Below are 23,871 nucleotides of genomic sequence, written 5' to 3' on the forward strand. Positions count from 1 at the left end.
CCTTCCTTGCATTAAAAGTTTTTCTGAAAATATTCAACCGTAGTCTTTAACCCCTCGATAAAAGAAACTTTGGGGTTAAAACCTAAAACTTTCTTTGAATTAGTCAAATCAGCTAAAGTCCTAAAAACATCTCCTGGGCGTTTATCTAAGAATTTAGGGCTGACATTCTTGTTTAATATAACATTTAAATACTTAACCAGCTCTAATATTGTATAGTCTTTACCGCTTGCGACATTAAAAACCCCGCCGTATGCTTTTTTTGTTTTTGCAGCAAGGATATTTGCCTGAACAACATTATCAACATATGTAAAATCGCGCGATTGTTTTCCTGTCCCGAAAATTGGAGGCGCTTCATTCTTTAACATATTAGTTATAAATTTAGGTATTACTACAGCATATTCATCATCTAGCGATTGGCGCGGGCCAAAAACATTAAAATACCTAAGGCTAACCGTCGGCAATCCGTGATGGCCGCTAAAAATCTTACAATAATATTCCCCGGTTAATTTAGATAATGCATAAGGAGAAATAGGATCGGGAAAAAAGGATTCTTTCTCGGGAAAATTCTTTGTTTCCCCGTAAACGGAGCTTGATGAAGCGCACACAAAAGATTTTATCTTATTATCCCGGGAGGCATAAAGCATGTTTAATGTCCCGTTTATATTTACGTCATTATATTCGTAAGGGTTATTCATTGATTTTGGCACGCTTCTTAATGCTGCCTGATGCAGGCAATAATCCATTCCTTTAGTAGCCTTAAGGCAAGTATTAAAGCAACGTATATCCCCCTTAATCAAATCAATTTCTTTAAGCACGCCTTCTAAGTTTTGAGTCTTACCGCTTGAAAAATCATCTAATACCCTCACTGAATGCTTAGCTTTTACCAAAGCATGAACAATATGCGAACCGATAAAACCTGCTCCACCCGTTACAAGGAATTTACTCATAATATTACCACCTTCCTATCCTTTATATGCTTATAGACATTCCGAGTATCAAAAATAAGCTTTGAATTATTAAGAATGAATTCGTAATCCAAACAAGAATGGTTAGTTGCAATTACCACGCAATCAAATTTTCCTAAAGCCTCTTTTTTCAGCTCCACTGATTTAAGATTTATATTCCCAACTTTTAAATATGGGATAAGAGGGTCGAAGTAAGAAACCTGTACATTCTTGGCCTGAAGCTCACGGATTATATCTATGCTGGGCGACTTACGTAAATCTTTTATATCTTTTTTGTAAGTTACCCCCACAACCAAAACTTTTGCATTCGTTAAATGCTTGCCAGAATTCTTTAAGCATCCTTCTATGCGCGAAACAACATACTCCGGCATGTAATTAATCACATCAGAGGCAAGCTTGATAAATTTAGAACGAAATCCGAAATGCTTAGCCTTCCAATAAAGATACAAAGGATCCTTCGGTATGCAATGGCCTCCCACTCCCGGGCCGGGATAAAACGGCATAAACCCAAAAGGTTTTGTGCTTGCAGCATCAATAACCTCCCAGATATCTATACCCATCTTATGCGCCATCATTGCCATCTCATCAATTAACCCGATATTTACAAGTCGAAAGGTATTTTCAAGTAATTTTGCTACTTCCGCAGTCCTTGCGTTAGAAACAGGTACAACCTTTTCAATTATCCTTCCATACAAAGCGACCCCCAGCCTGGTTGCTTCTTTACTAATTCCTCCAATAATCTTTGGAATTTTATTTACAGGATATTTAACATTACCCGGATCAATCCTCTCCGGAGAAAAACAAAGATAGAAATCTTTATTGTGCACTAACCCGTCTTTTTCCAAAAGAGGCAGTATTATTTCATCCGTAGTCCCGGGATAAGTTGTGCTTTCCAGAATAACCAAACAACCAACCTTTAAATTCTTCGCAATTGATTTGACAGCTTCCTGTATATAGGAAATATTGGGATGATACTTCCTCTTTAACGGGGTAGGAACACAAATAATTACCGCATCAATATTCTTTAATTTTCCGAAATCAGAAGTCGCGCTGAATTTATTTTTATTAATAGCATTCTTCAATTCTTCGGTAGTAACGTCTGTAATATAAGATTCTTTTCTTGCGATGTGCGAAAGCCTGTCCTTGTCAATCTCAATGCCTAAAACTTCAAAATTCTTCTTTGCGAATTCAAGCGCTAAAGGCAAACCTACATAACCTAAGCCTACAACAGCTAATTTTGCCTGCTTTTTTAAAATCTTTTTTTCTAATTCTGCGATGTTAACCATTCTTACCTTTCCCTATCCCCACACAGACAAACCCTAATTTTTTCATCTTTTCACAATCGTAAATATTGCGGCCATCAAAAACCAAAGGCCGTCTTAATAATTTTTTAATCTTTAAAAAATCTAACTCCCTAAATTCATCCCACTCGGTTGCAACTATCAAGCAATCAGCCCCCTTGGCTGTTTCGTACGAATTCTTACAGAAAGTAACCCCTTTTAAATCTTCTTTTGCCTTTTCCATTGCCTGGGGATCATAAACCTTGACCTTTGCCCCTTCCAATTTAAGCTTACTAATTAAATCTAACGCAGGAGCATTTCGCAAATCATCAGTATCAGGCTTAAAGGCTAAACCTAGAATAGCTACAGTCTTATCTTTAATTACCCACAATACATCTTTTATTTTTCTAAAGAAATACTCTTTCTGTTGCTCATTAATATCCTTAACACTTTCAAGCATATTAAACTTTAGGCCCAATTTTTCTGAAATCGTAATGAACGCGTCTAAATCCTTAGGAAAGCATGACCCCCCATACCCCAAACCGGCTTTTAAGAAACTTGGGCCGATTCTCTTATCCAAACCTATTCCCTTGGCAACCTCTTCAACATTAGCCCCTACCTCATCGCAGATACGTGAAACTGCATTGATAAAGGAAATCTTGGTGGCTAGGAAAGCATTAGAGGCATGCTTGATTAGTTCTGCCGATTTGATATTGGTAACTACTATCGGCGCTTTAAGCGGCTCATATAAATCCATCAGGATTTCCCGGGCTTTTTTTGATTCAACTCCGATAACAATCCTATCGGGATGCATAAAATCATTAATTGCAGTCCCTTCCTTTAAGAATTCCGGGTTAGACGCAACGTCAAACTTAATATTACGCTTGATATAAGTTGAGATGGTCTTTTCAACCCATTTTCCGGTTTCAACAGGAACGGTTGACTTCTCAACAATCAACCTATAACTATCCATATTAATGGCGATATTCCGAGCGACATTTTCTATCCCCGTAAGATCAGCCTCGCCGTTTTCCAAAGAAGGAGTCCCCACAGCAATAAAAATTACCTCTGAATTCTTAACTGCATCTTTAATGCTTGTGCTAAAGATAAGCCTTTTGCTTTTTACATTGCTTAAAACTAACTCCTTTAAACCAGGCTCATATATCGGGATAATACCTTTCTTTAGGCTATTTACCTTTTTAGGATTATTATCCACGCAAATAACTTTATTGCCTAATTGCGCAAGGCATGTACCTGTAACTAACCCAACGTATCCTGAACCAACAATTGATATTTTCATTTAATTTGTTTCTCCTTATTATTTAGGAATGTTTTGAGTCCCGGGAGTCGGCGTACTGTAACTCTTATTAAATTCAAATTCCATTTCAGGGAAAGCCTTAAGCCTAAAAATCAACCAAAATGTATTTCCATGATTATACCTGGAATTGAAAGTAAAATCTGCTTCCCAACAATGTAAATCCCTTGTAATAGTATACTGTTGCTCCCTCATCCCTCTTTTAATACCCGGCTTATGCCCTCTCTCGCGAGTCTGGAAAAGCGAAACCTTCCATTTGGGATTAGCCCTCCAGTCAAAATTATATGTTATCCAATTTTGGCCTTTTCTTTCATAATGCTGGCTGATACCAAAACCTCGGTCTGTGCCAAAATTGAAATTGACATCTAGATTAACATTGGCAAAACGGCCGTACCCTGAATCAGAACGGTTCCCTGAATGCTTGTACTTAGCGTCCGCACTTACTCTTAACCAAGAATAAGGGATCAAATCAAGATCAAAATCAATATCGGAGAAATTACTCCCCAGTTTATCTCCAGTTTTTGGTTTAATTATGTAAGGAGTTGAAACAAGGAAATTGACCAAATCAACACTTTGCCCATTTCTTTTTGTCTGTAATTTATTTGTTAAGCCAAGGGAGGCCTGATTAGTTTGAGTGATTGAATCAACTCCGTCTAACTGCCTTATCCTAGAATTAACTATAGTAGGCTGATGGTTATAACTATAACCTATGGTCGGGGTAATAACATGCCTTAAGCTATTGATATCCAACCCGATGAAATTTGTTTTTATATTAAATACTCTATAGAATTTCGTACTGATGTCAGACCCTGTTATAAGCATATTCCGGATTACCGCTTGGCCATAGACATCATTGTCATAAAAAGTTTGCCTGCTTCCGACAAAAGGCGTAAAAGAAAAGATTGACACTTTCATAGGAAAAGAAAACTTATTAGTTGTATCAATCCTATTAACGTGCGTATCAGGATTACCCGGATTCTTTAGGTTCAAATTGGCAGCAGTGGTATCATTTCCAAAATAAAACCGGGTTGAACCTAATTTAACAGAAGGCAGGGAAAATCTTGCCTCAGGAATCTTCTCTAAATAACTACTTGTATACCAGCTATTCGTCCTATTCTGCAAAATGATATCTAAAGAAGAATTGCTAAAATTGTGGTGCATTGAAGCATAGCTCGGAGGCTGTGAATCTATGTCATATTCATTGCGAAAATAATCTTTTAAAACATTAAAGTCCTGGCCAAGCATCTTTCTTTTTTGGTCTACAGTCTTATAGAATTCAAACATGGCATTAGTATTATCATCAATATCCCATTTATGCCGCCACCGTCCAAAATACCGGTTGAATTTATTAGGTGACCCATCAGGAAGCCCGCTTGGAGTTTCATGAGTATAATAGAATTTAAAATCACCCTTGCCAACCCAGGGAGTTTTATAGTTGGCTCCGAATCCTTCGGCTATGCCCATCTTCTGCCTGACATCAAAGAAAATCTGCCCATCCAAATTCTCATTAAGATTATACCTCCATGCACTTGTTACAAATTTTCCCCAATCCTTACTGCTTCCGGGAGTAACCTGCACATGCATAAAAGGGTCATGAAAACTCTTGCTGAACTGAGGCAAATATAAAAGAGGGACAGGGCCTATAAAAAAAGATGCATCCTTCATCTGCACCCTATCTTTCATAAAGAAATCAACTTTTCTTGTCTTCATCTTCCAATGAGGCTGGTCAAAATTACAAGTTGTCATGTAACCTCTATGAGAAATAAACTCATTGTCATCAACCTTAACTACACTTTCAGACTTACCAAAATAAGGATTAGCCCTAAAAGCCGCATCAAGTATTATCCCGGTTTTATTCTCAAAGTTATAACTAATCTTCTCTCCTTCTATTTCTCCCTTTTTGTCCTCAAGCCGGGCTTTTCCTTCCGCTTGCCCTTCTTTTGTCTGGGTATTTAAAGTAAGTTTTTGACAAGTAAGTTTTGCGCCTTTATAAACCACCTCTACATTGCCCGTGATAACCACTTCTCTGCTATCGGTTAAATATTCAACCCTGTCTCCGTTTAAAGTAATTGGCTCGATGTTAACGCCTTTGGAAGGAATATCTATGGCATTTTCCTGCACGGCTAGAGGTGTTGCTATTTGTTCAACATTATCAGCGGCTACCTCAACGATAGGTTTTTGTTCTTCTGCGGGTTTTTCCTGAGCTAAACAAAGATTTCCAAGAATAAAAACAGATAACACACTAACTACGCTTGGTATTACCTTAATCTTGAATTTTAAATTTGAGCTTCTATTAATTATCATTATTTCTGAGGGATCTTTTTATAATCTTCTAAGAATCTTGCAATTCCAATATCCGTTAAAGGATGTTTAATCAATTGTTCAATAACCGCAAACGGAATAGTAGAAATATGGGCTCCAATTTTTGCGGCATTAACAACATGCATAGGATTACGCACTGAAGCAACAATAATCTGTGTTGCAAAATTATAATTTGAATAAATCTGCTTTATATCTGCAATCAACTGCATGCCTTCCTGGCTTATGTTATCAAGCCTGCCTATAAAAGGCGATATATAAGTAGCGCCGCACTTAGCAGCTAATAAAGCCTGAGAAGGAGAAAAACAAAGAGTAACATTGGTTTTAATGCCTTCATCGGATAAAATTTTAACTGCTTTTAAGCCTTCCTTAACAAGAGGCACCTTTATAACAATATTTTTAGCTATCTTGACCAATTCTCTTGCTTCCTTAACCATTCCCTGTGCTTCAAGGCTGATAACTTCAGCGCTGACCGGGCCAGCTACCAAAGAACAAATTTCTTTTAAAACATCTATTGAAGGCTTTTTTTCTTTAGCGATTAATGATGGATTAGTTGTTACCCCATCAATAACACCCAGGCTTATCGCTTCTTTTATCTCAAGGACATTGGCAGTATCAATAAAAATTTTCATATGATTAAAAACCCTCCCTAGCAAGAATGGCTGCCCCAATAAAACCCGCTTCATTTCCTAATTTAGCTTTTAAAACTTTAACGTGTTTTGCCTGAACATGCATTCCACGCGATCTTATTGTTTTTCTTACCTCATCAAATAAAATCTTTCCGGCCTTTGATACTCCCCCGCCAATTACAACAGCATCAAGATTCAATATATTCGTTACTCCAGTTAAAGCCAAACCTAAACAAAAACCCACCCTCTTCCAAACATCAATTGCAAGCTTATTTTGTTTTTTAGCTAATAAACTAACTTCTTCAAGGGTGATATTGCGTTTAAATACTTTTCTAGCAAATTCTTGGATTCTTGAATTGCCAATATATGTTTCAAGGCAAGCCTTCCCGCCACAATTGCATTTCGGGCCATCTTCATTTAAAAGCAAATGCCCAATTTCACCCGCAGCATTATTTGTCCCGCGAAAGATTTTCCCATCAAGGATAAAAGCTCCGCCAACACCGGTGCCCAACGTAAGGCAAAGCGAATTCTTAAATTTTCTTGCGCTTCCTAATTTAAACTCAGCAAGAGTCATAACCTTAACATCATTATCTATAAAAACTTTCAGTGCCAGCTTCTTTTCCAAAATATTCCTAAGCTTTACATTTCTCCAGCCAGCTATGTTAGTAAGGGAATGCACCACCCCGTGCTCAGCATCAATTGGCCCGGGCAAACCAATCCCAATTGCATAGATATCTTTTTTATTTAAATAATTATCTTTGATGATTTTATTAACTAAATAACAGATTGCGTTAATCAGTTTCTCTTTGTTATTATAACTCTGTGTAGGAAGGAATTGTTTGGATTTAATCTTGTAATTTAAATCCAAGAGGGCTACTTTTAAATTTGTGCCGCCTAAATCTATTCCTATTAAATATCTAGCTGCCATATCTAAGAATTATGATACCTTTAAAGTTGCCTTAAATTGTTAAATTATTAAATTAAGGTATTTTATCCTAAAATCAAACCAATTGCAATAGTTATAGTTAGTGAGGCCACAATTTACGGAAGAGCCGAAGGCGATGAACGTAAATTGTATGGCCGAACTAATCCCGCAAGCTTTTTGCGGGATAGCTATCAATTATTATTTGGATACAGGCAAACTCTGTTCTTACCTGAATGCTTTGCCATATACAAAGCCTTATCAGCGTTCTCTATCAAACGTTCCGGATTTGCAGCGCTATTTGGGAAGGCTGCAATTCCTATGCTTACCGTAATCATAATCTCTTCATCGTAAATCTTGATCTTCCTTGATTCAATTTCCTTCCTGATACGCTCTGAGGCAAGGCGGGCTTGCTCAATACTAGTTTCAGTCAGCCCAATAGCAATCTCCTCTCCTCCATACCTGCCTACAAAATCCACCTGCCTTATATTCTCTTTTATAATCCTTGAAACTTCCCTTAAGATCGCGTCTCCCACCAAATGGCCGAAATGGTCATTATATGATTTAAAATTATCAATATCTACCATTAAGAAAGAAAGATTAAGCCTAAGCTTCTTTGAACGCTTAAATTCTTCAAAAAACCTTTCCAAGAAGTATCTCCGGTTAAAAACTTTAGTCAAGGAATCTATAATGGTCATTTCCTGAATCTTTTTATAAAGTTGTATCCTTTTATACCCAAGAAGAAACTGATGCGCTAATATATCGAACTTCTCCATATCTTCTTTTGATAAATTATTTACTGCAAGATACGCGTAAGTTTTTCTCTGTAAAACAAGAGGGAATAAAGTATATTTTTTGTATTTAGCAACATCTGCTTCTTCTTTAATAAACACACAATCATCAATATTAATAAACTTCTTGATATTATCTTTAAAAAACACAAACATCTTGTCTTCATCCAGAGTTTTGTTAATAGCTTTTGTGATATCATACAAGGCAATAATTTCGTAAGCTTTATTATCCAGGAAAATATTTTCTTTCTTTACTAATTCATTTTTACTGCTCACCTCTTCAAATTCACGCTTAATCTTTTCATGAAGGCAAAGTTCTTTGCTAAACCTTGCATTAAGCTCTCTATCCAAATGAAAATACAAAATTATGGTTAATATAATTAAAAAGATTACTAACACCAAAACATTCTCCTTGCCTTAGGCAGAAACTACCCTGTTTCTTCCATTCTGTTTTGCTTCATACATGGCGCAATCAGCTTTTTTTATCAAACCGTCTTCATCGGACGCATCAGACGGGAAACTTGCAACCCCTATTGAAACACTAATATGAGTTTCCTGCCTTCTTAACACAATTTTCTCATCCCTGATTTCTTCGCAGAGTTTTGTTGCTATTTCAAGAGCTTTATCTTTTTCCGTATCCGGAAGAATCACGCAAAATTCTTCTCCCCCAAAACGGCTTACTTCAGGGTTATAATTTTTCAAGGAATCAACTATTTTTTGGCTAATTTTCTTTAATACAATATCTCCTGCAGAATGCCCATACAAATCGTTATAGTTCTTAAAATAATCAACATCCAGCATCAGCAAGGAAAAAGCTATATTCTGTCTTAAGCCTTTCTTGCATTTTTCCTTTAGATGCTCAATCAAATATCCTTTCGTAAACAACAAAGTCAAGCCGTCATGCATTGCTAATTGCTCTGTTTGCTGGTAAAATTCTCCATTTTCCAAAGCCACGGCCCCTAAATCGCAAATTGTAGAAAGCAGCCTTAAATCATCTTGAGAATAAGCATTGGGTTTAGGATTATCAAGCCTCATTAATCCTAACAATCTATTTTCACTTACAAAGGGAGAGCTGATTAACGAAGAAACAACACGCCCTTCGCTATGCAAAACCAACTTTTCCAGGTCAAAACGAAAATCCTTTTTTATATCCTCAATTAAAAGAGGGTTCGAATGCCTTAATACCCAAAAATCAAAAACATCCCCTTCCTTTTCTTTAACGATAAAATCTTTTTCTTTTTTTGTCTTAAAGAGGGTTGGTTTTTGCGTGTGGGGATCTACTAAGTACAAAAGGCAGACACCTTTATTGTTGGCTATAAGCGAAGAGGCGATATCAGCGAGTTTTTGACCAACAGTATCTAATTCCAGACTTTGATTAATAACTTCGGCTACTTCTTTGAGGCGGTTATAACGGCTGATCTTCTCGTTTAAAGCCAGGTTATTTTTTATCTCAAGGGAATCTTCATGCAAGACAACATTCAGCTTCTCCTGGATAACCTGCGTCCTATAAACAAGATTATACTTTTTGTCAATGTATCTTCTTAAGAATAAAGAAATAACAACTACTACCGCCAAAATATACAAGGCTGAAATAATAAATGGATGCTGGCAAAATGCCACAATCAGAATCAAAGGAAGGATAAAATACAAAAAAACAAAAAATAAAAAAGGAAAGATTATTTTAAAGAAACTGGGGGATTGATTAATTCCAGAATTATCATTGTTGGTGGCCCGCTTTAAATTGCATTTCTTGTTATTTTTGAAAAATGCGGGTAATGGCATAATTTCAACTATGCTTTTTTATATATTAACAAATTGTCTCTTCGGTGGTTTTATCAAAAAAATGGACTTTGCTCATATCAAAAACAACATCCAAATCCTGATTGACCTTTGGCTTATCATGTGCGCCGACACGGGCGATAAATGTATGCTTCCCCGTATTCAAATATAAATACACTTCTGAACCCATCGGTTCGTACACTTCGCAATTAACCCTTACAATATTCTCGGGAGGAGCCTCTGAAACAAAAAGCTTATCGTAAATATCTTCAGAACGGATACCAAGAACTATTTCTTTACCTACATATTTTGCCAAAACCTTATACATATCCTCAACTATCTTTACAAAAACTTTCCCTTCGTCAAAATAGAGCTTTCCTTCTTTTTTGATAATTTTACCGGCCATAAAATTCATTGGCGGCGAACCAATAAAGCCCGCGACAAATTTATTCTTAGGGTGGTCATAAATACTGATAGGATCTGCTACCTGCTGCAATAACCCGTCTTTCATCACTGCAATCCTATCGCCCATAGTCATAGCTTCAACCTGGTCATGGGTTACATAAATAATTGTGGTTTGAAGGCGGATATGTAATTTATGAATCTCTGTGCGCATCTGAACTCTCATCTTCGCATCAAGATTGCTTAGCGGCTCATCAAACAAGAAAACCTTGGGTTTTCTTACTATTGCACGCCCTACCGCAACGCGCTGCCTTTCTCCGCCGGAGAGTTCTTTTGGTTTGCGGTGAAGAAGCCGCTTAATGCTTAAAATTTCAGCCGCATCATTAACTCTTTGAATTATTTCTTTTTTTGGGATATGGCGCAATTTAAGCCCAAATGACATATTCTCTAGAACTGTCATATGTGGATAAAGCGCATAATTCTGAAATACCATAGCGATGTCGCGGTCTTTTGCAGGAACGTCATTTACCCTCTTATCACCGATATAAACGTCCCCTTCGCTTATATCCTCCAACCCCGCAATCATCCTTAAAGTAGTAGACTTGCCGCAACCTGAGGGGCCAACTAGAACCATGAATTCTTTATTCTCAATACCTAAATTGATTTGATCAACAGCACGGATTTGGCCCGAATAAATTTTTGAAACATCCTTTAAGCTTACTTGTGCCATTTTCTCATCAACTCAGATAAACTAATAATTTAGCCAAAGTCTCTTTTAGATTTTTACGGTTTACTATCATATCAACCATACCGTGCTCTAGAAGAAATTCAGAACGCTGAAATCCGGCGGGTAATTTATGCCTTATTGTCTGCTCAATAACGCGTGGCCCGGCAAACCCAATCAAAGCCTTAGGCTCAGCAATAATTATATCCCCGATACCAGCAAAAGAAGCCATAACTCCACCCATAGTTGGATTTGTCAATATAGAAATAAATGGGAGCTTAGCTTGTTTATGATAAGAAAGCGCAGCGCAGGTCTTCGCCATCTGCATAAGACTAAGTATACCTTCATACATTCTTGCCCCTCCCCCGGAACCGGAAACAATTATAAGAGGCAGTTTATTTTTAGTTGCAGCTTCTATCGCACGGGAAATCTTCTCCCCGACTACAGAACCCATAGAACCCATTATAAAGCGTGAATCAGTAACACAGATGATTACATTTTTTTTATCTAACAGGCCTTCCCCGGAGACAACAGCATCTTTAAGCCCTGTTGACTTTTGGTCCGCAGCTAATTTATCTTTATAAGTCTTTGGCCCTTTAAAATCCAAAGGATCAGCTGAAATTAAATCTTTGTCAAATTCTTTAAAGCTGTCTTTATCAAGAATTGAATCAAGGCGTTCATAGGCAGTCAGAGGAAAATGATAGCTGCATTTTGGGCAAACCTTAAGGTTCTCCTCCAATGTTTTATTATACAAAGCCTCGGAACAATTCTCGCATTTTGTCCAAAGCCCATCGGGAATTTCTTTTTTCTTTAAGCGGACTATCGTGTATTTTGGCTTTCCAAACAGTGCCATATTTATTCCTTATCTTCCTTAAATTTATGAATAAGCAAACCCGAAAGCACCTTAGGATAAAAGAAAGTTGATTTGGCAGGCATCTTGTTTCCATTTAATGCGACAGAAATTATCTGCTGCATCTTAACCGGGTTTAAGAAGAATGCGACATATTTGCTGTTTGCGTCCACTTCCTCAATAAATTTCTCCGCATCGTTGCTGAATGTGAGATTTTCATGATTATCGATTTCTTCTAATTTAAACCCAAAAGCATTTCTTAGAATTAAATAATTAAGGATTGAGACATCCAAAGACCTTGATTCTTTTGGCTTGTCAGAAATAACCTTATCAAGCATTTTAACATTTTTTAATCTTAATAACCAAAACTTTTTATCCTTATACATACCCAACACATGCTCTGAATTGCCGCATTTTTCCAAAAGAAAGAAAAACCTGGTTTTATCTTTAATTTCTTCAATATCAAAATAATCCTTAATATTCGCTTTAAAATTTTCTAAATCAAACTTGGTTTCCATCTTTACAAGGCGATGAATCGGTAAAATCGTAAGCCCGCGAAGGTCGGTATTCGTAAAATAAGCTAAGACATAATTAAAACTCTCATCCCCGGTAAGTTTTCCAAGCTTCTGCCTCATCTCCTCACGATAATTACAAGCAACTTCATAGCGATGATGGCCGTCGGCAATAAATATATTCTCATCCTCCATACCTGATTGAATCAAATCAATCTGTTCGGGGGAATCCAGCCTCCAGATTTTATGCACGCATTTATCCCTATCGGTTACTTCAATAAAAGGTTCTTTATTTTGGATATGCTGACGGTATAAACGCTGAATTACGCGTTTATTATCTGCAAAAATAGCAAATATCGGGCTTAAATTAGCTTTCACCTGCCTTAAAAGTTTAAACCTGTCTTCTTTGGGGCCGGTCCGGGTATGTTCATGCCCAAAAACCCCAGCGCTCCTCTCAGGGAGACGTAAAAGAGATATAAACCCAAGCCTTACCTTTGTCTCACCTTTAATCTTATATTGATGGCTGTAAAAATATATCGCGGGAGACTTATCTTGAACCAACACCTCTTCTTTTATCCAATCCCTGAAGCATTCAGCTGAAGCCTTATACTTGTCTTCAATGCTTGAATCTTTTCTAAATAATACGTGAATAAAATTATGCGGGTCTGCTTCAAGATAATATTTCTGGTCGGCTGGAGAAATTACATCATATGGAGGACAGACAACTTTGGACAAATTCTTGTTCTTATCTTGATTAAAAATTAAAGCTGAAAAAGGAAGTATTTTAGTCATTAAATTATCCTGCAACTTTCTTTAAATTAAATAGTGGAAAAAATGTCCCCCCGATTAAAGCACCAAAACCGTCAATAAACACATCCAACCCGGAACAATACCGGTTTGGAACAAACAACTGGTGGTATTCGTCGCTGACTCCGTAAGTAACTCCAAAAAGACAGGTAAAAACAGCAAGGCTAATTAACGTTACGTTTAAATAAGAAGTCTTTAGTGCGCGCGCAAAAAACAAACCAAGGACAAAATAAGCAAGAAAATGGAATATCGTATCCTGATAAGTTACCACATGAGGGATTTTCTGTCCGGGAATTGAAGAAGCATAGAATATTGCTCCCATGCCAATTAAAACCGGCAGCCAAAGATTTAAGATCTTTTTCATAACTTTTACTATTTGCTATGCGGGCACGAACCGCATCCGTCATGCGACTTAGGGCAACTACCAGTATTTTTCTTGTGCTCTTGTGCGCTTGTGCTCTTTTTGTAGTCTGTCGCGTAGAAACCAGAACCTTTAAAAATTATCCCTGCGCCGCTTCCTATAAGCCGTTTTACTTTTTTATTGCACTCGGGGCATTTTTTTAACGGTTCGTCGCTCATTTTCTGGAATTTTTCAAATTTATGTCCGCAAGACAAACATTCATAATCATAAGTAGGCATTATTTCTCCTGTATTCTTACCTGAAAGTTCTTTTTATTTTATCAGTAAAGCTTTCTTTGTTTATATTATCCCCAGAGGCTTTGGCAAATTCTTCAATTAAACGCCGCTGCTCCGCATTAAGGCTTTTAGGTATATCCACATCAACCTTAACTAATTCATCTCCAATCCCTTTTGAGTGCACATCAGGAATTCCTTTTTCTTTAAGCCTGAATATGCTTCCCGATTGGGTTCCCGCAGGAATCTTCATCTCTACTTTACCGCCTAAAGTCGGGACTTCAACTTGAGAGCCCAAAATCGCCTTTGATAAACTTATTTTAATCTCTGTCAAAATATCGTTATTATGCCTTTCAAAAACCGGATGTGGATGGATTTCAATAACTACATATAAATCCCCCCTGTTGCCGGCTGTTCCGGATTCACCTTCGCCTCTTACACGCAGGCTTGAACCGGTATCAACCCCAGCAGGAATCTTTACTTTAATTTTTCTGGAAACTTTTGTCCGGCCTTCTCCATTACATTCAGAGCAAGGAGTTTGGATTATCGATCCTTCGCCTCCACAGCGGGAACAAGTTTGTGCAATTTGAAAAAATCCATTAGAAACTACCGTTCGTCCGCTTCCTTTGCATTGAGGGCAAGTATTTTTCTTGCTTCCGGGCTTTGCACCGGTGCCGGAACAATTAGAGCAAACTTCATATCTAGGCAAAGTAATTGTTTTCTCTGTACCAGTTGCGGCTTCTTCCAAAGTAATACTTACAGCAACCTCAAGATCCCTTCCCCGTTTTGCGCGCCTTCCTCCTCGAGTTCTCCCTCCAGAAATATCATACCCAAGGTCGCCGAAGATTTCATCAAACAATCCTCCACCAACGCCAAAATCTCCAAGATCCTGAAATACGCTGTTAAAATCCGCTCCCTTAAAGATATCTTCATAAGCATATTTCTGGTCGATACCAGAGTGTCCGTATTGATCATAAAGAGCACGCTTCTGCGAGTCAGAAAGAACCGCATAAGCCTCTGAGATTTCTTTAAATTTTTCCTCAGCTTCTTTTTTCTGCTCATGAGGAACCCTATCAGGATGATATTTTAAAACTGCTTCCCTGTAGTTTTTCTTTATCTCATCAAGGCTGGCATTCTTCTGAACACCCAATATTTCATAGTAATCACGCTTAGTAGACATGTATTTAAACCGTTTCAAGTTTCAAGTTGCAAGTTTCAAGAAAAACAGTTTCGGCATTCACCTGAAACCTGAAACTTGAAACCTGAAACATTCTTATTTATTTCTTATCATCTTCCTCTTTAAACTCCGCATCAATTACATCATCTTTCTTGCCTTTTTCCTCTGTTGGCCCTTCCTGCTCCTGGCCACCTTGAGGCCCAGCTCCGCCTGCTTGCTGCTGTTGCTGTTGTTGCTGCTGTTGCTTTTGCGAAGCCTGCTTATAAATTTCTTCGGCTAATTTATGAGAAGCCTTGGTCAGGTCTTCCATTCCTTTCTTAATTCTTTCAATATTCTTATCTTTTATCGCAGTCTTTAAATCATTGGCTTTAGCTTCAATATCAGCGCGTTCAGCTTGGCTGACTTTATCGCCATAATCTTTCAATGATTTTTCTGTTGCATATACCAGATTATCCGCCTGATTGACTGCTTCAACTTCTTCTTTTTTCTTGGCATCATCCGCTGCAAACTTCTCAGCATCCTTAACCATCTTTTCAATTTCTTCCTTAGAAAGTTTCTTAGGAGCGGTAATCCTAATTGATTGTTCCTTACCAGTTCCTAAATCTTTTGCCAAAACATGCACGATACCATTTGCATCAATATCAAAAGAAACTTCTACTTGAGGAACTCCGCGAGGAGCTGCGGGGATACCCACTAAATCAAACCTTCCCAACTCAACGTTATCATCTGCCATCTGTCGCTCGCCTTGAAGAACACGAATAGTAACAGCAGTTTGATTATCCGCAGCAGTAGAGAATACCTGTGACTTACGAGTTGGAATTGTTGTGTTTCTATCAATTAATTTTGTATTAACCCCGCCTAAAGTTTCAATACCCAAAGACAATGGAGTAACGTCTAACAAAAGAACATCCTTTACATCGCCTTTAATAATTGCCGCTTGTATTGCAGCGCCCAAAGCAACGCATTCCATTGGGTCAACGCCACGTTCAATCTTTTTGCCAAAATAATCTTCAACAAATTTCTGAACAATGGGCATCCTGGTCGGGCCACCTACCATAATTATTTTATCTACGCCTTTATCGGTAAAACTAACGCCTTCCTTTTCAAAAGAATTCTTGGCATCTTTTAATGCCTGCTCAAGAGGGCCGCGGCATCTATCAATAATGGGGCCAACTAACTCTTCAAGCTTAGCGCGGTTAATTGACATGGTTAAATGCTTTGGTCCAGTTGCATCAGCAGTAATAAAAGGAAGATTTATATCAGTAGTTAATGTGCTTGAGAGTTCAACCTTTGCTTTTTCTGCTGCTTCGCGCAAACGCTGCATTGCCATCTTGTCATTTTTTAAATCAATACCTGTGTCACGCTTAAACTGATTGGCGATATAATCAATTATCACATTATCCATATCAGTTCCGCCGAGCTGAGTATCTCCACTCGTTGCCATTACTTTAAATCCGCCCTCTTTCCACATTTCCATAATGGTAACGTCAAGAGTTCCTCCACCAAAGTCAAAAACTAATATTTTTAATTCTTTTCCTGCTTTTTCCAGCCCATATGCAAGGCATGCTGCCGTAGGCTCATTAATAATACGTAAAACTTTTAATCCTGCAATTTCTCCTGCATCTTTAGTTGCCGTTCTTTGGTTATCATCAAAATAAGCAGGACAAGTGATAACTACTTCTTCTACTTTATCACCTAAATAAGCTTCTGCATCCTGTTTAACTTTCTGTAAAATAAATGAAGAAATCTGCTGAGGGGAATATTCTTTTCCATAGACCTTAAAGTGATAATCTGAACCCATCTTTCGTTTAGCTGCCTGGATTGTTCCTTCTGGGTTAATCGCAGCCTGACGCCTTGCGGGTTCTCCAACCAAGCGTTGCCCGTCTTTCGTAAAAGCAACATAAGAAGGAAATGCTTTTCCTGAAGCAACCCCAGCGCCTTCAGCAGAAGGTATGATTACAGGCCTTCCACCTTCCATAACCGCAGCAGCTGAATTTGAAGTCCCTAAGTCGATTCCAATAACTTTAGCCATATTATCCTCCCTTTTTGGAAACTTTAACTTTTGAAGTCCTTATAATTCTATCGTTTAATAAATACCCTTTTTGCAATTCTTCTACAACTGTGTGATCCGGGAAATTCTTATCTTCAACCTGCATCAATGCTTCGTGGAAATTTGGATCAAATATTTTTCCTTTCGCCTCAATTGGCTTAACGCCATGTTTCTTAAGCGTCTCATAAAAATGCGCTAAAATCATCTCAACGCCTTTTAAGAATGCCGGCAAATCTTCATGCTTGGCTTGCGCCAATTCAACTGTGCGTTCCAGATCATCCAAAACATTTAATAGTTCAAAAATAATATCCTCATTAGCAAACTTTATAAAATCCTGCTTTTCTCTTTCTATGCGTTTACGCGTATTGTCAACATCTGCCTGCATCCTGAGCATTTTATCCCAAGACTCTTGCCCTTTGGCAGCGTCTTCTTTCAGCTTGAGATACTCAGCTTCTTTAAGAGTAATAATGTTTTCTTCTTTCTTGTGGTTCTCTTTGTGATTTTCTTTTACGTTTTCTTTATGCTCTTCCATATTAAATAGTCTCCAAAACCTCTGTTAAGACGTCCGAGATATAACTTAGAGCAGGAATGATATGATTATATTCCATGCGCATTGGCCCTAATACCGCAAGTTTGCCCGATGGCTTATCTTTTCTGCGATAATTAGAAACAATTAAAGAACAATTCTCCATCCCCGGACAGCCTAATTCACTGCCTATATAAACCTTAACCTTTTCATTAAAATCCCTGTTAATAACATCCAATAGCCGCTCTTTATCTTCTATCATTTTAATCAATATGCGAATTTTTTCAGAATCATTAAATTCCGGCTGCTCAAGGACACGGCTTAACCCTTTATAAAAAAGCTTATCATGCCAATCAAGAAATGAAACTATGCCTGCGTAACGGGTAATCGTAGAAATAATTACTGAAGTGTTTTCAAGAGCGTCTTCCAATCGCCGCATTTCTTTTTTGTATTCCTTGACTATACAGTCCTTTTCCTCGTCCAATAGCTCCATCTGAGAAATCAAAAAATCAACATAATAGCGATAACCCTTGCTTGTAGGAATTCTTCCGCCAGAAGTATAAGGATGTGCAAGATAACCTGACTCTTCAAGCTCCGCAAATATATTTCTTATTGTAGCAGAGCTTAAATCAAATTCTTCCGCAATATCATCCGAAGCAACAGGCGAAGCGTTGCCTATATACCGGTTGATCGCCGCCCTTAAAATTGACCTTCTTCTTGTATCGTAATCTACGTTTTTAACCATATTTTTGCTTTAAATTAGCACTTTTCAATAAAAAGTGCTAGCCGATTCCTCTTTTTCTTTTAACTGCTTACTTCCCATAGGATAAGGTTAGATTTTATCATAATTCTTTAGTTTGTCAATCCTTTGGATTAACTGTCATCTGGCTTAATGTCATTCCCGCGAAAGCGGGAATCCACGCTATTGCCTGGATCCCTGCTTTCGCAGGGATGACAAAAGAAACTCAGAAACGACAACAACGCTTCCCGCTTAACGAAAAACTATCTTTCCGTCCTTACCTAAATCAGCTATTACCTTCTTTCCTTCTTTAAGGCTGCCGTCTAAGAGCTTTACAGAAAGCGGATCCTGCAAACTTCTTTGAATCGCCCTTCTTAGCGGGCGAGCTCCAAAATTAACGTCAAAACCGTTCTCTGCAAGATAATCTTTGGCTGCCTGAGATATCTCAAGTTCAATGCCAAGGAGCGCTAATTTCTTATAAAGCGGCTCTAATTCAATATCCACAATCTTCCCAATATCGCTTTTTGATAGCGGATTAAATACAATGATATCGTCAATACGGTTTAAGAACTCCGGACGGAAGTATTTTTTTACTTCAGATAACAACTTATTTTTAACTTCTTTAAATGCAACATTTTCTTCCTTTTGCGTGCGGAATCCAATTGAGCCATGCTGCTGAATAATTTCAGCACCGATATTAGAAGTCATAATTATAACCGTATTCTTAAAATTTACCGTCCTTCCTTGTCCGTCAGTTAGCCTGCCATCATCAAGAATCTGGAGCAATAAATTAAAGACTTCCGGATGAGCCTTTTCTATTTCGTCAAAAAGTATTACTGAATACGGCCTGCGACGCACTTTTTCAGTTAATTGCCCGCCTTCATCATAGCCAACATATCCCGGAGGAGCGCCGATTAACCGGGAAACACTGAATTTTTCCATATATTCAGACATATCAATCCTGATTAAAGCATCTTCATCGTCAAACAGAAACCAAGCCAAAGTTTTCGCAAGCTTAGTTTTTCCAACTCCTGTAGGCCCCATAAATATAAATGAACCCATAGGCTTTAATTCATCTCCTAATCCGGAACGAGACCTTCTGACGCAAGATGAAATAACATCAATTGCTTCATCTTGCCCGACAATTTTTGTTTTAAGGCGCTCTTCCATTTGAATAAGCTTTTGGGCATCCTGCTCCATGAGCTTAGTTAAAGGAATTCCCGTCCATTCGGCAACAACACTTGCCACATCCTCATCACTAACTTCCTGCCTTAACATACCCGATTCCTTATTAAGCGCTGCGAATTCTTCGTTAAACTTTTTTAGCTCTTTCTCTAATTCAACTAATTTGCCATATTTGATTTCTGCAGCTTTGTCTAAATCTCCGACTTTTTCCGCATTAACAGCTTCATTCTTAAATTGCTCAATCTTTTCTTTTACTTCCTGAATTTTTACGATAACAGCCTTTTCCTTATCCCACTGTTTTTTCTTTTGCTCTAAGGTTTTTTTAAGAGAATCAATCTCGGCTTCAATTTTTTTAAGTCTATCCTGAGAAATTTTATCCTTTTCCTTCTTTAATGCCTGTTTTTCAATTTCAAGCTGCATGATTTTTCTTTTTGCAGAATCAATCTCAACCGGCATACTATCAATTTCAATTCTTAGACGAGAGGCAGCTTCATCAATTAAATCAACCGCTTTATCCGGCAAGTGCCTGTCGGTAATATAACGATTTGACAAAGTTGCGGCTGCAATAATCGCAGAATCCTGAATACGCACACCGTGATGAATCTCATATTTTTCTTTTAGGCCTCTTAAAATTGCAATCGTATCCTGCACATCCGGCTCTTCCACAAAAATCGGCTGGAATCTTCTTTCAAGAGCGCTGTCTTTTTCAATGTATTTCCTGTACTCATTAAGCGTCGTTGCTCCAATGCAGCGCAATTGCCCGCGGGCAAGCAAAGGCTTAAGCATATTTGAAGCATCAATTGCTCCTTCTGCTGCCCCTGCTCCTACAATAGTATGAAGTTCATCTATAAACAAAATTACCTGTCCGTTCTTACTTTTTATTTCATTTAAGACAGCCTTCAAGCGATTTTCAAATTCCCCTCGGAATTTTGTACCAGCGACCAAAGAACCCATATCTAAAGCAATAATCCTTTTATTTTTTAAACCCTCAGGCACATCATCAGAAGTTATACGCAAAGCCAAGCCTTCAACAATCGCAGTTTTTCCAACGCCAGCTTCACCGATTAAAACAGGATTATTCTTTGTCCTTCTGGAAAGAACCTGCATCAGGCGCCTAATCTCTTTATCTCTTCCAATAACAGGATCAAGCTTAGATTTCTGGGCAAGGTCAGTTAAGTCAAGCCCGTATTTTTCCAAAGCATTAAATTTTTCTTCAGGATTTTCATCAGTAATCCTATGGCTTCCGCGAATCTCAGTTAAGCTTGATAAAATTTTATCCTTATCAATTCCTTTTTTCTTTAACTCCTTAGTAAATACAGAATCAGTATCTGATAAAAAAGCCAATAATATATGTTCGCCCGAAACAAAATCATCTTTTAAATGCTTTGCCTCAAGACTTGCACTAGATAATAATTTATTCATCCTTGATGAAAGATAAACTTGCGAATTCCCACCGCTTACCGCGGGCTTTGAATTTAAATCTTCTTTTAACAGTTTAAGCGTTGAAGAAACTGAAATTTTTAATTTCTCTAAAGTTTGAGCGACAATACTATCCTGCTGTTTTAATAAAGCAACTAGCAAATGTTCAGGCTCAACTTGTTGATGGCCTGATTCTGTTGCAAGGCTAATCGCATCCTGAAGAGCTTCCTGTAATTTAGTTGTAAATTTATCTAATCTCATATTTTCTCCTTATTAGCACTAACCATACTAGAGTGCTAATGACAAGTTAAAAAAAATTTACTCTTCTACTTCTCTTTGTAAGATTATTTTAATTCCGTGAATATTAACACGTTTATCTTCCATTAGATAATGAACATATTCTAACCGCTTAACATCTTTAAGGGAATAAAGACGGCTCTTTTTCCCAATGCGTTTGGGACAAACAACCCCTGACTTATCCAGTTGCCTTAATGTCCAAATCGGCAAATCAACCAGCTTGCTCACAACGCTGATTACATAAACCGGTTCATCAGGACTAATATAAATATCAAAAAGAGGCATTCTTCCCCTCCATGCTCTAACCAAGAAGAGTATACATTACCTAACAAATTTGTCAAGTAAAATTAATAAATTTTGTTAGGTATTCTAACAGACATCTTCTAAGTCTTTGTTATGTAGCAACTTATTGTATAGGACTTTTGGGAGAGAAACTTCAACTTTTATGCCTTTTTGGAGATATTTAATCTGTTTGACCTTCCCTTCTTTATGAAAAAGATTCACAAGATCCATCCTTGAATGAGGAAGCACAACTTTAACCTGAACCATTCTACCTGCGAAATTATCCGCAATCTTCTTCAACAATACATCAATATGCGTTTTAAATTTAGCGGATATCTCCACCGTATCATCAAACTCTGCTTTTAATTTTGAAATCCACAATTTCTCATCAACAAGATCTATTTTATTTAAAACTGTTATCATTTTTTTCTTATCAGCTCCTAATTCTTTTAAAACCTGCAGCACTGCCTTATTCTGATCCAATACGCGCGGGCTGCTCACATCTAAGACATGAAGCAATAAATCAGCCTCCACGACTTCTTCAAGCGTTGCCTTAAACGCCTCAATTAAATGGTGCGGAAGATTGTGCAAGAAACCAACCGTATCTGAGATTACAATATTCTCTCCGGTCGGCAATTGCAGAGCCTTATAAAGAGTATCCAGGGTTGTAAAAAGCCCGTTAGATTCAACCTGGCCTGCATCGGTTAATGCATTTAATAATGTAGATTTACCTGCATTTGTGTAACCAACCAACGCAACTGACGGCGTGAGATTATCTTTGCGCTTTTTCCGCATGGTTGTGCGGTGTTTTACAAACTGCGAAATTTCTTCTCTTAACCTATCAATACGTTTCCTAATTATTCGCCTGTCAACTTCAAGTTTTGTTTCTCCGGGGCCGCTTGTACCGATTCCACCGCCTGTCCGGGAAAGTATAATCCCCTTTCCTATTAATTTTGGCATTAGATATTGCAGCTGAGCCAATTCAACCTGCATTTTCCCTTCCTGGCTCTTGGCATGCCGGGCAAATATATGTAAGATTAGCTGAGTCCTGTCTATAGTCTTTTTCCCAATCACATCCTCTAAATTACGCTGCTGGGTCCCGGAAAGATCATGGCTAAAAATTACTACATCAATTTCCTGCACTTGGACAAGGGCTGCGAGCTCTTCAGCCTTTCCGCTTCCGATAAAATAACCCGGAGTCGGTTTATCGCAATTGCAGATTATATTATCAATTGCTTCAACGCCGCAGGCAGCAACTAATTCTTCAAGCTCATAGGCGACATCTTCTTCATCCCAGGCTTCTTTTTCACTTCTTAATTTTATCGTTACCAATAAAGCTTTTTCCATTTAGCTCCTTAACAAATTACTGATTTTTTTAGCTGTCCCTGCCGGTTTATCCTTACTCTCAACCTTAACCCAATTAATGCGCTTGTCTTTTCTAAACCATGTTAATTGCCTTTTGGCATAATTTCTGGTATTCTGCTTCATCAATTTTTTTGCTTCTTCTAAATCATAAAGCCCGTCAAGAGAACCTTTTATCTCTTTTATCCCTATTGCGTAAGAAGCGGTTTTACTTAATTTTTTCTTCAACAGCTTCTTAACTTCGTTAACTAAACCCTGTTCAAACATTTTATCAACCCGCTCTTCAATTCTTTGGTAGAGTTTATCACGCTGCATATCCAAACAGAATATCCTGACATCATATTTATCTGTAAGGCCGACCCTTTCTTTTTGTAATTCTGAAATAGGTTTGCCCGTTGCTTCAAAAACTTCAAGAGCCCTCACAACCCTCTTTAGGTCATTCAGATGAATCTTCTCTGCAGAAATCTTATCAACCTCTTTTAACCTATCATATAAATACGCGTTTCCTTTTTCCTGCGCTAATTTAAAAAGATTTTCCCGGATACTCTTCTTTGGAGGCTTCATTTTAAAGATGCCATCAACCACCACAGACATATAAAGCCCGGTGCCTCCGACAAATATGGGAGTTTTTTTCTTCTTTACAATACCAGCAATTAATTTATCCGCTTCTTTATAATATTTTGAAGCATCGTATTCTTTTTCAGGTGCAATCGCGGCAATTAGATGATGAGGAACTTTTTTTAACAATCCCTGTGATGGCTTTGAAGAAATAATCTCCATCCCTTGATAAACCTGCATAGAATCACAGGATATTATTTCTGCGTTAATTTTCTTAGCCAGGCACACTGCTGTTGCGGATTTTCCGACAGCAGTCGGACCTACGATAAAAACAACTTTTTGTTTCAT

Annotated in this window: 21 protein-coding genes; all 21 read right to left on the reverse strand. The window is 37.8% G+C overall.

The window, feature by feature from the left end:
- Window positions 1-11 precede the first annotated feature (11 nt).
- Entirely contained in the window at window positions 12-947 is a 936-nt protein-coding gene (locus tag PHO70_02410) for an SDR family oxidoreductase (protein MDD5431821.1), read from the reverse strand.
- The gene (locus PHO70_02415) at window positions 944-2,251 is read right to left on the reverse strand and encodes a nucleotide sugar dehydrogenase (protein MDD5431822.1); all 1,308 of its coding nucleotides are present in this window, start codon (window positions 2,249-2,251) and stop codon (window positions 944-946) included. Before PHO70_02415 ends, PHO70_02410 begins: the two co-directional genes overlap by 4 nt.
- Complete coding sequence (locus PHO70_02420) at window positions 2,244-3,545, reverse strand: UDP-glucose/GDP-mannose dehydrogenase family protein (GenBank protein ID MDD5431823.1); 1,302 nt, start codon at window positions 3,543-3,545, stop codon at window positions 2,244-2,246. The genes PHO70_02415 and PHO70_02420 overlap by 8 nt, the downstream gene beginning before the upstream one ends.
- A gap of 18 nt (window positions 3,546-3,563) precedes the next feature.
- The gene (lptD, locus tag PHO70_02425; GenBank protein ID MDD5431824.1) at window positions 3,564-5,864 is read right to left on the reverse strand and encodes an LPS assembly protein LptD; all 2,301 of its coding nucleotides are present in this window, start codon (window positions 5,862-5,864) and stop codon (window positions 3,564-3,566) included.
- Window positions 5,864-6,511 (reverse strand): fructose-6-phosphate aldolase, encoded by a 648-nt coding sequence (fsa, locus tag PHO70_02430; protein MDD5431825.1) that lies wholly within the window; start codon window positions 6,509-6,511, stop codon window positions 5,864-5,866. The genes lptD and fsa overlap by 1 nt, the downstream gene beginning before the upstream one ends.
- Window positions 6,512-6,515: 4 nt before the next feature.
- Window positions 6,516-7,436 carry an ROK family protein gene (locus PHO70_02435; GenBank protein ID MDD5431826.1) on the reverse strand — a complete coding sequence of 307 codons (921 nt, stop codon included), beginning with the start codon at window positions 7,434-7,436 and terminating at the stop codon, window positions 6,516-6,518.
- Window positions 7,437-7,624: 188 nt separating this feature from the next.
- Window positions 7,625-8,620 (reverse strand): GGDEF domain-containing protein, encoded by a 996-nt coding sequence (locus PHO70_02440; protein MDD5431827.1) that lies wholly within the window; start codon window positions 8,618-8,620, stop codon window positions 7,625-7,627.
- 18 nt (window positions 8,621-8,638) lie between these two features.
- Entirely contained in the window at window positions 8,639-10,003 is a 1,365-nt protein-coding gene (locus PHO70_02445) for a sensor domain-containing diguanylate cyclase (GenBank protein MDD5431828.1), read from the reverse strand.
- 25 nt (window positions 10,004-10,028) lie between these two features.
- Window positions 10,029-11,132, reverse strand: coding sequence for a sn-glycerol-3-phosphate ABC transporter ATP-binding protein UgpC (gene ugpC, locus PHO70_02450; protein MDD5431829.1), 1,104 nt, complete (start codon window positions 11,130-11,132; stop codon window positions 10,029-10,031).
- Between the two features lie 7 nt (window positions 11,133-11,139).
- Window positions 11,140-11,985 carry an acetyl-CoA carboxylase, carboxyltransferase subunit beta gene (accD, locus tag PHO70_02455; protein ID MDD5431830.1) on the reverse strand — a complete coding sequence of 282 codons (846 nt, stop codon included), beginning with the start codon at window positions 11,983-11,985 and terminating at the stop codon, window positions 11,140-11,142.
- Entirely contained in the window at window positions 11,982-13,280 is a 1,299-nt protein-coding gene (locus PHO70_02460) for a DUF1015 domain-containing protein (protein ID MDD5431831.1), read from the reverse strand. Before PHO70_02460 ends, accD begins: the two co-directional genes overlap by 4 nt.
- A 4-nt stretch (window positions 13,281-13,284) precedes the next feature.
- On the reverse strand, window positions 13,285-13,659 hold the full coding sequence (locus PHO70_02465; GenBank protein MDD5431832.1) for a VanZ family protein: 375 nt from the start codon (window positions 13,657-13,659) through the stop codon (window positions 13,285-13,287).
- An 8-nt stretch (window positions 13,660-13,667) separates the two neighbouring features.
- Entirely contained in the window at window positions 13,668-13,934 is a 267-nt protein-coding gene (locus PHO70_02470) for a zinc ribbon domain-containing protein (GenBank protein ID MDD5431833.1), read from the reverse strand.
- Between the two features lie 16 nt (window positions 13,935-13,950).
- Window positions 13,951-15,108, reverse strand: a complete 1,158-nt coding sequence (gene dnaJ / locus PHO70_02475; GenBank protein ID MDD5431834.1) for a molecular chaperone DnaJ — start codon at window positions 15,106-15,108, stop codon at window positions 13,951-13,953.
- 97 nt (window positions 15,109-15,205) lie between these two features.
- Complete coding sequence (gene dnaK, locus PHO70_02480; GenBank protein ID MDD5431835.1) at window positions 15,206-17,137, reverse strand: molecular chaperone DnaK; 1,932 nt, start codon at window positions 17,135-17,137, stop codon at window positions 15,206-15,208.
- 1 nt (window position 17,138) lies between these two features.
- Complete coding sequence (gene grpE / locus PHO70_02485; protein MDD5431836.1) at window positions 17,139-17,687, reverse strand: nucleotide exchange factor GrpE; 549 nt, start codon at window positions 17,685-17,687, stop codon at window positions 17,139-17,141.
- Between the two features lies 1 nt (window position 17,688).
- Window positions 17,689-18,426 carry a hypothetical protein gene (locus PHO70_02490; GenBank protein ID MDD5431837.1) on the reverse strand — a complete coding sequence of 246 codons (738 nt, stop codon included), beginning with the start codon at window positions 18,424-18,426 and terminating at the stop codon, window positions 17,689-17,691.
- Window positions 18,427-18,672: 246 nt separating this feature from the next.
- Complete coding sequence (gene clpB / locus PHO70_02495; protein MDD5431838.1) at window positions 18,673-21,285, reverse strand: ATP-dependent chaperone ClpB; 2,613 nt, start codon at window positions 21,283-21,285, stop codon at window positions 18,673-18,675.
- Window positions 21,286-21,342: 57 nt separating this feature from the next.
- Window positions 21,343-21,606 (reverse strand): MerR family transcriptional regulator, encoded by a 264-nt coding sequence (locus PHO70_02500; protein ID MDD5431839.1) that lies wholly within the window; start codon window positions 21,604-21,606, stop codon window positions 21,343-21,345.
- Between the two features lie 84 nt (window positions 21,607-21,690).
- Entirely contained in the window at window positions 21,691-22,950 is a 1,260-nt protein-coding gene (gene hflX / locus PHO70_02505; GenBank protein MDD5431840.1) for a GTPase HflX, read from the reverse strand.
- The gene (gene miaA / locus PHO70_02510; GenBank protein ID MDD5431841.1) at window positions 22,951-23,871 is read right to left on the reverse strand and encodes a tRNA (adenosine(37)-N6)-dimethylallyltransferase MiaA; all 921 of its coding nucleotides are present in this window, start codon (window positions 23,869-23,871) and stop codon (window positions 22,951-22,953) included.

This window comes from Candidatus Omnitrophota bacterium (genome assembly GCA_028715415.1).
Classification (GTDB): Bacteria; Omnitrophota; Gorgyraeia; order Gygaellales; family Profunditerraquicolaceae; genus JAQURX01.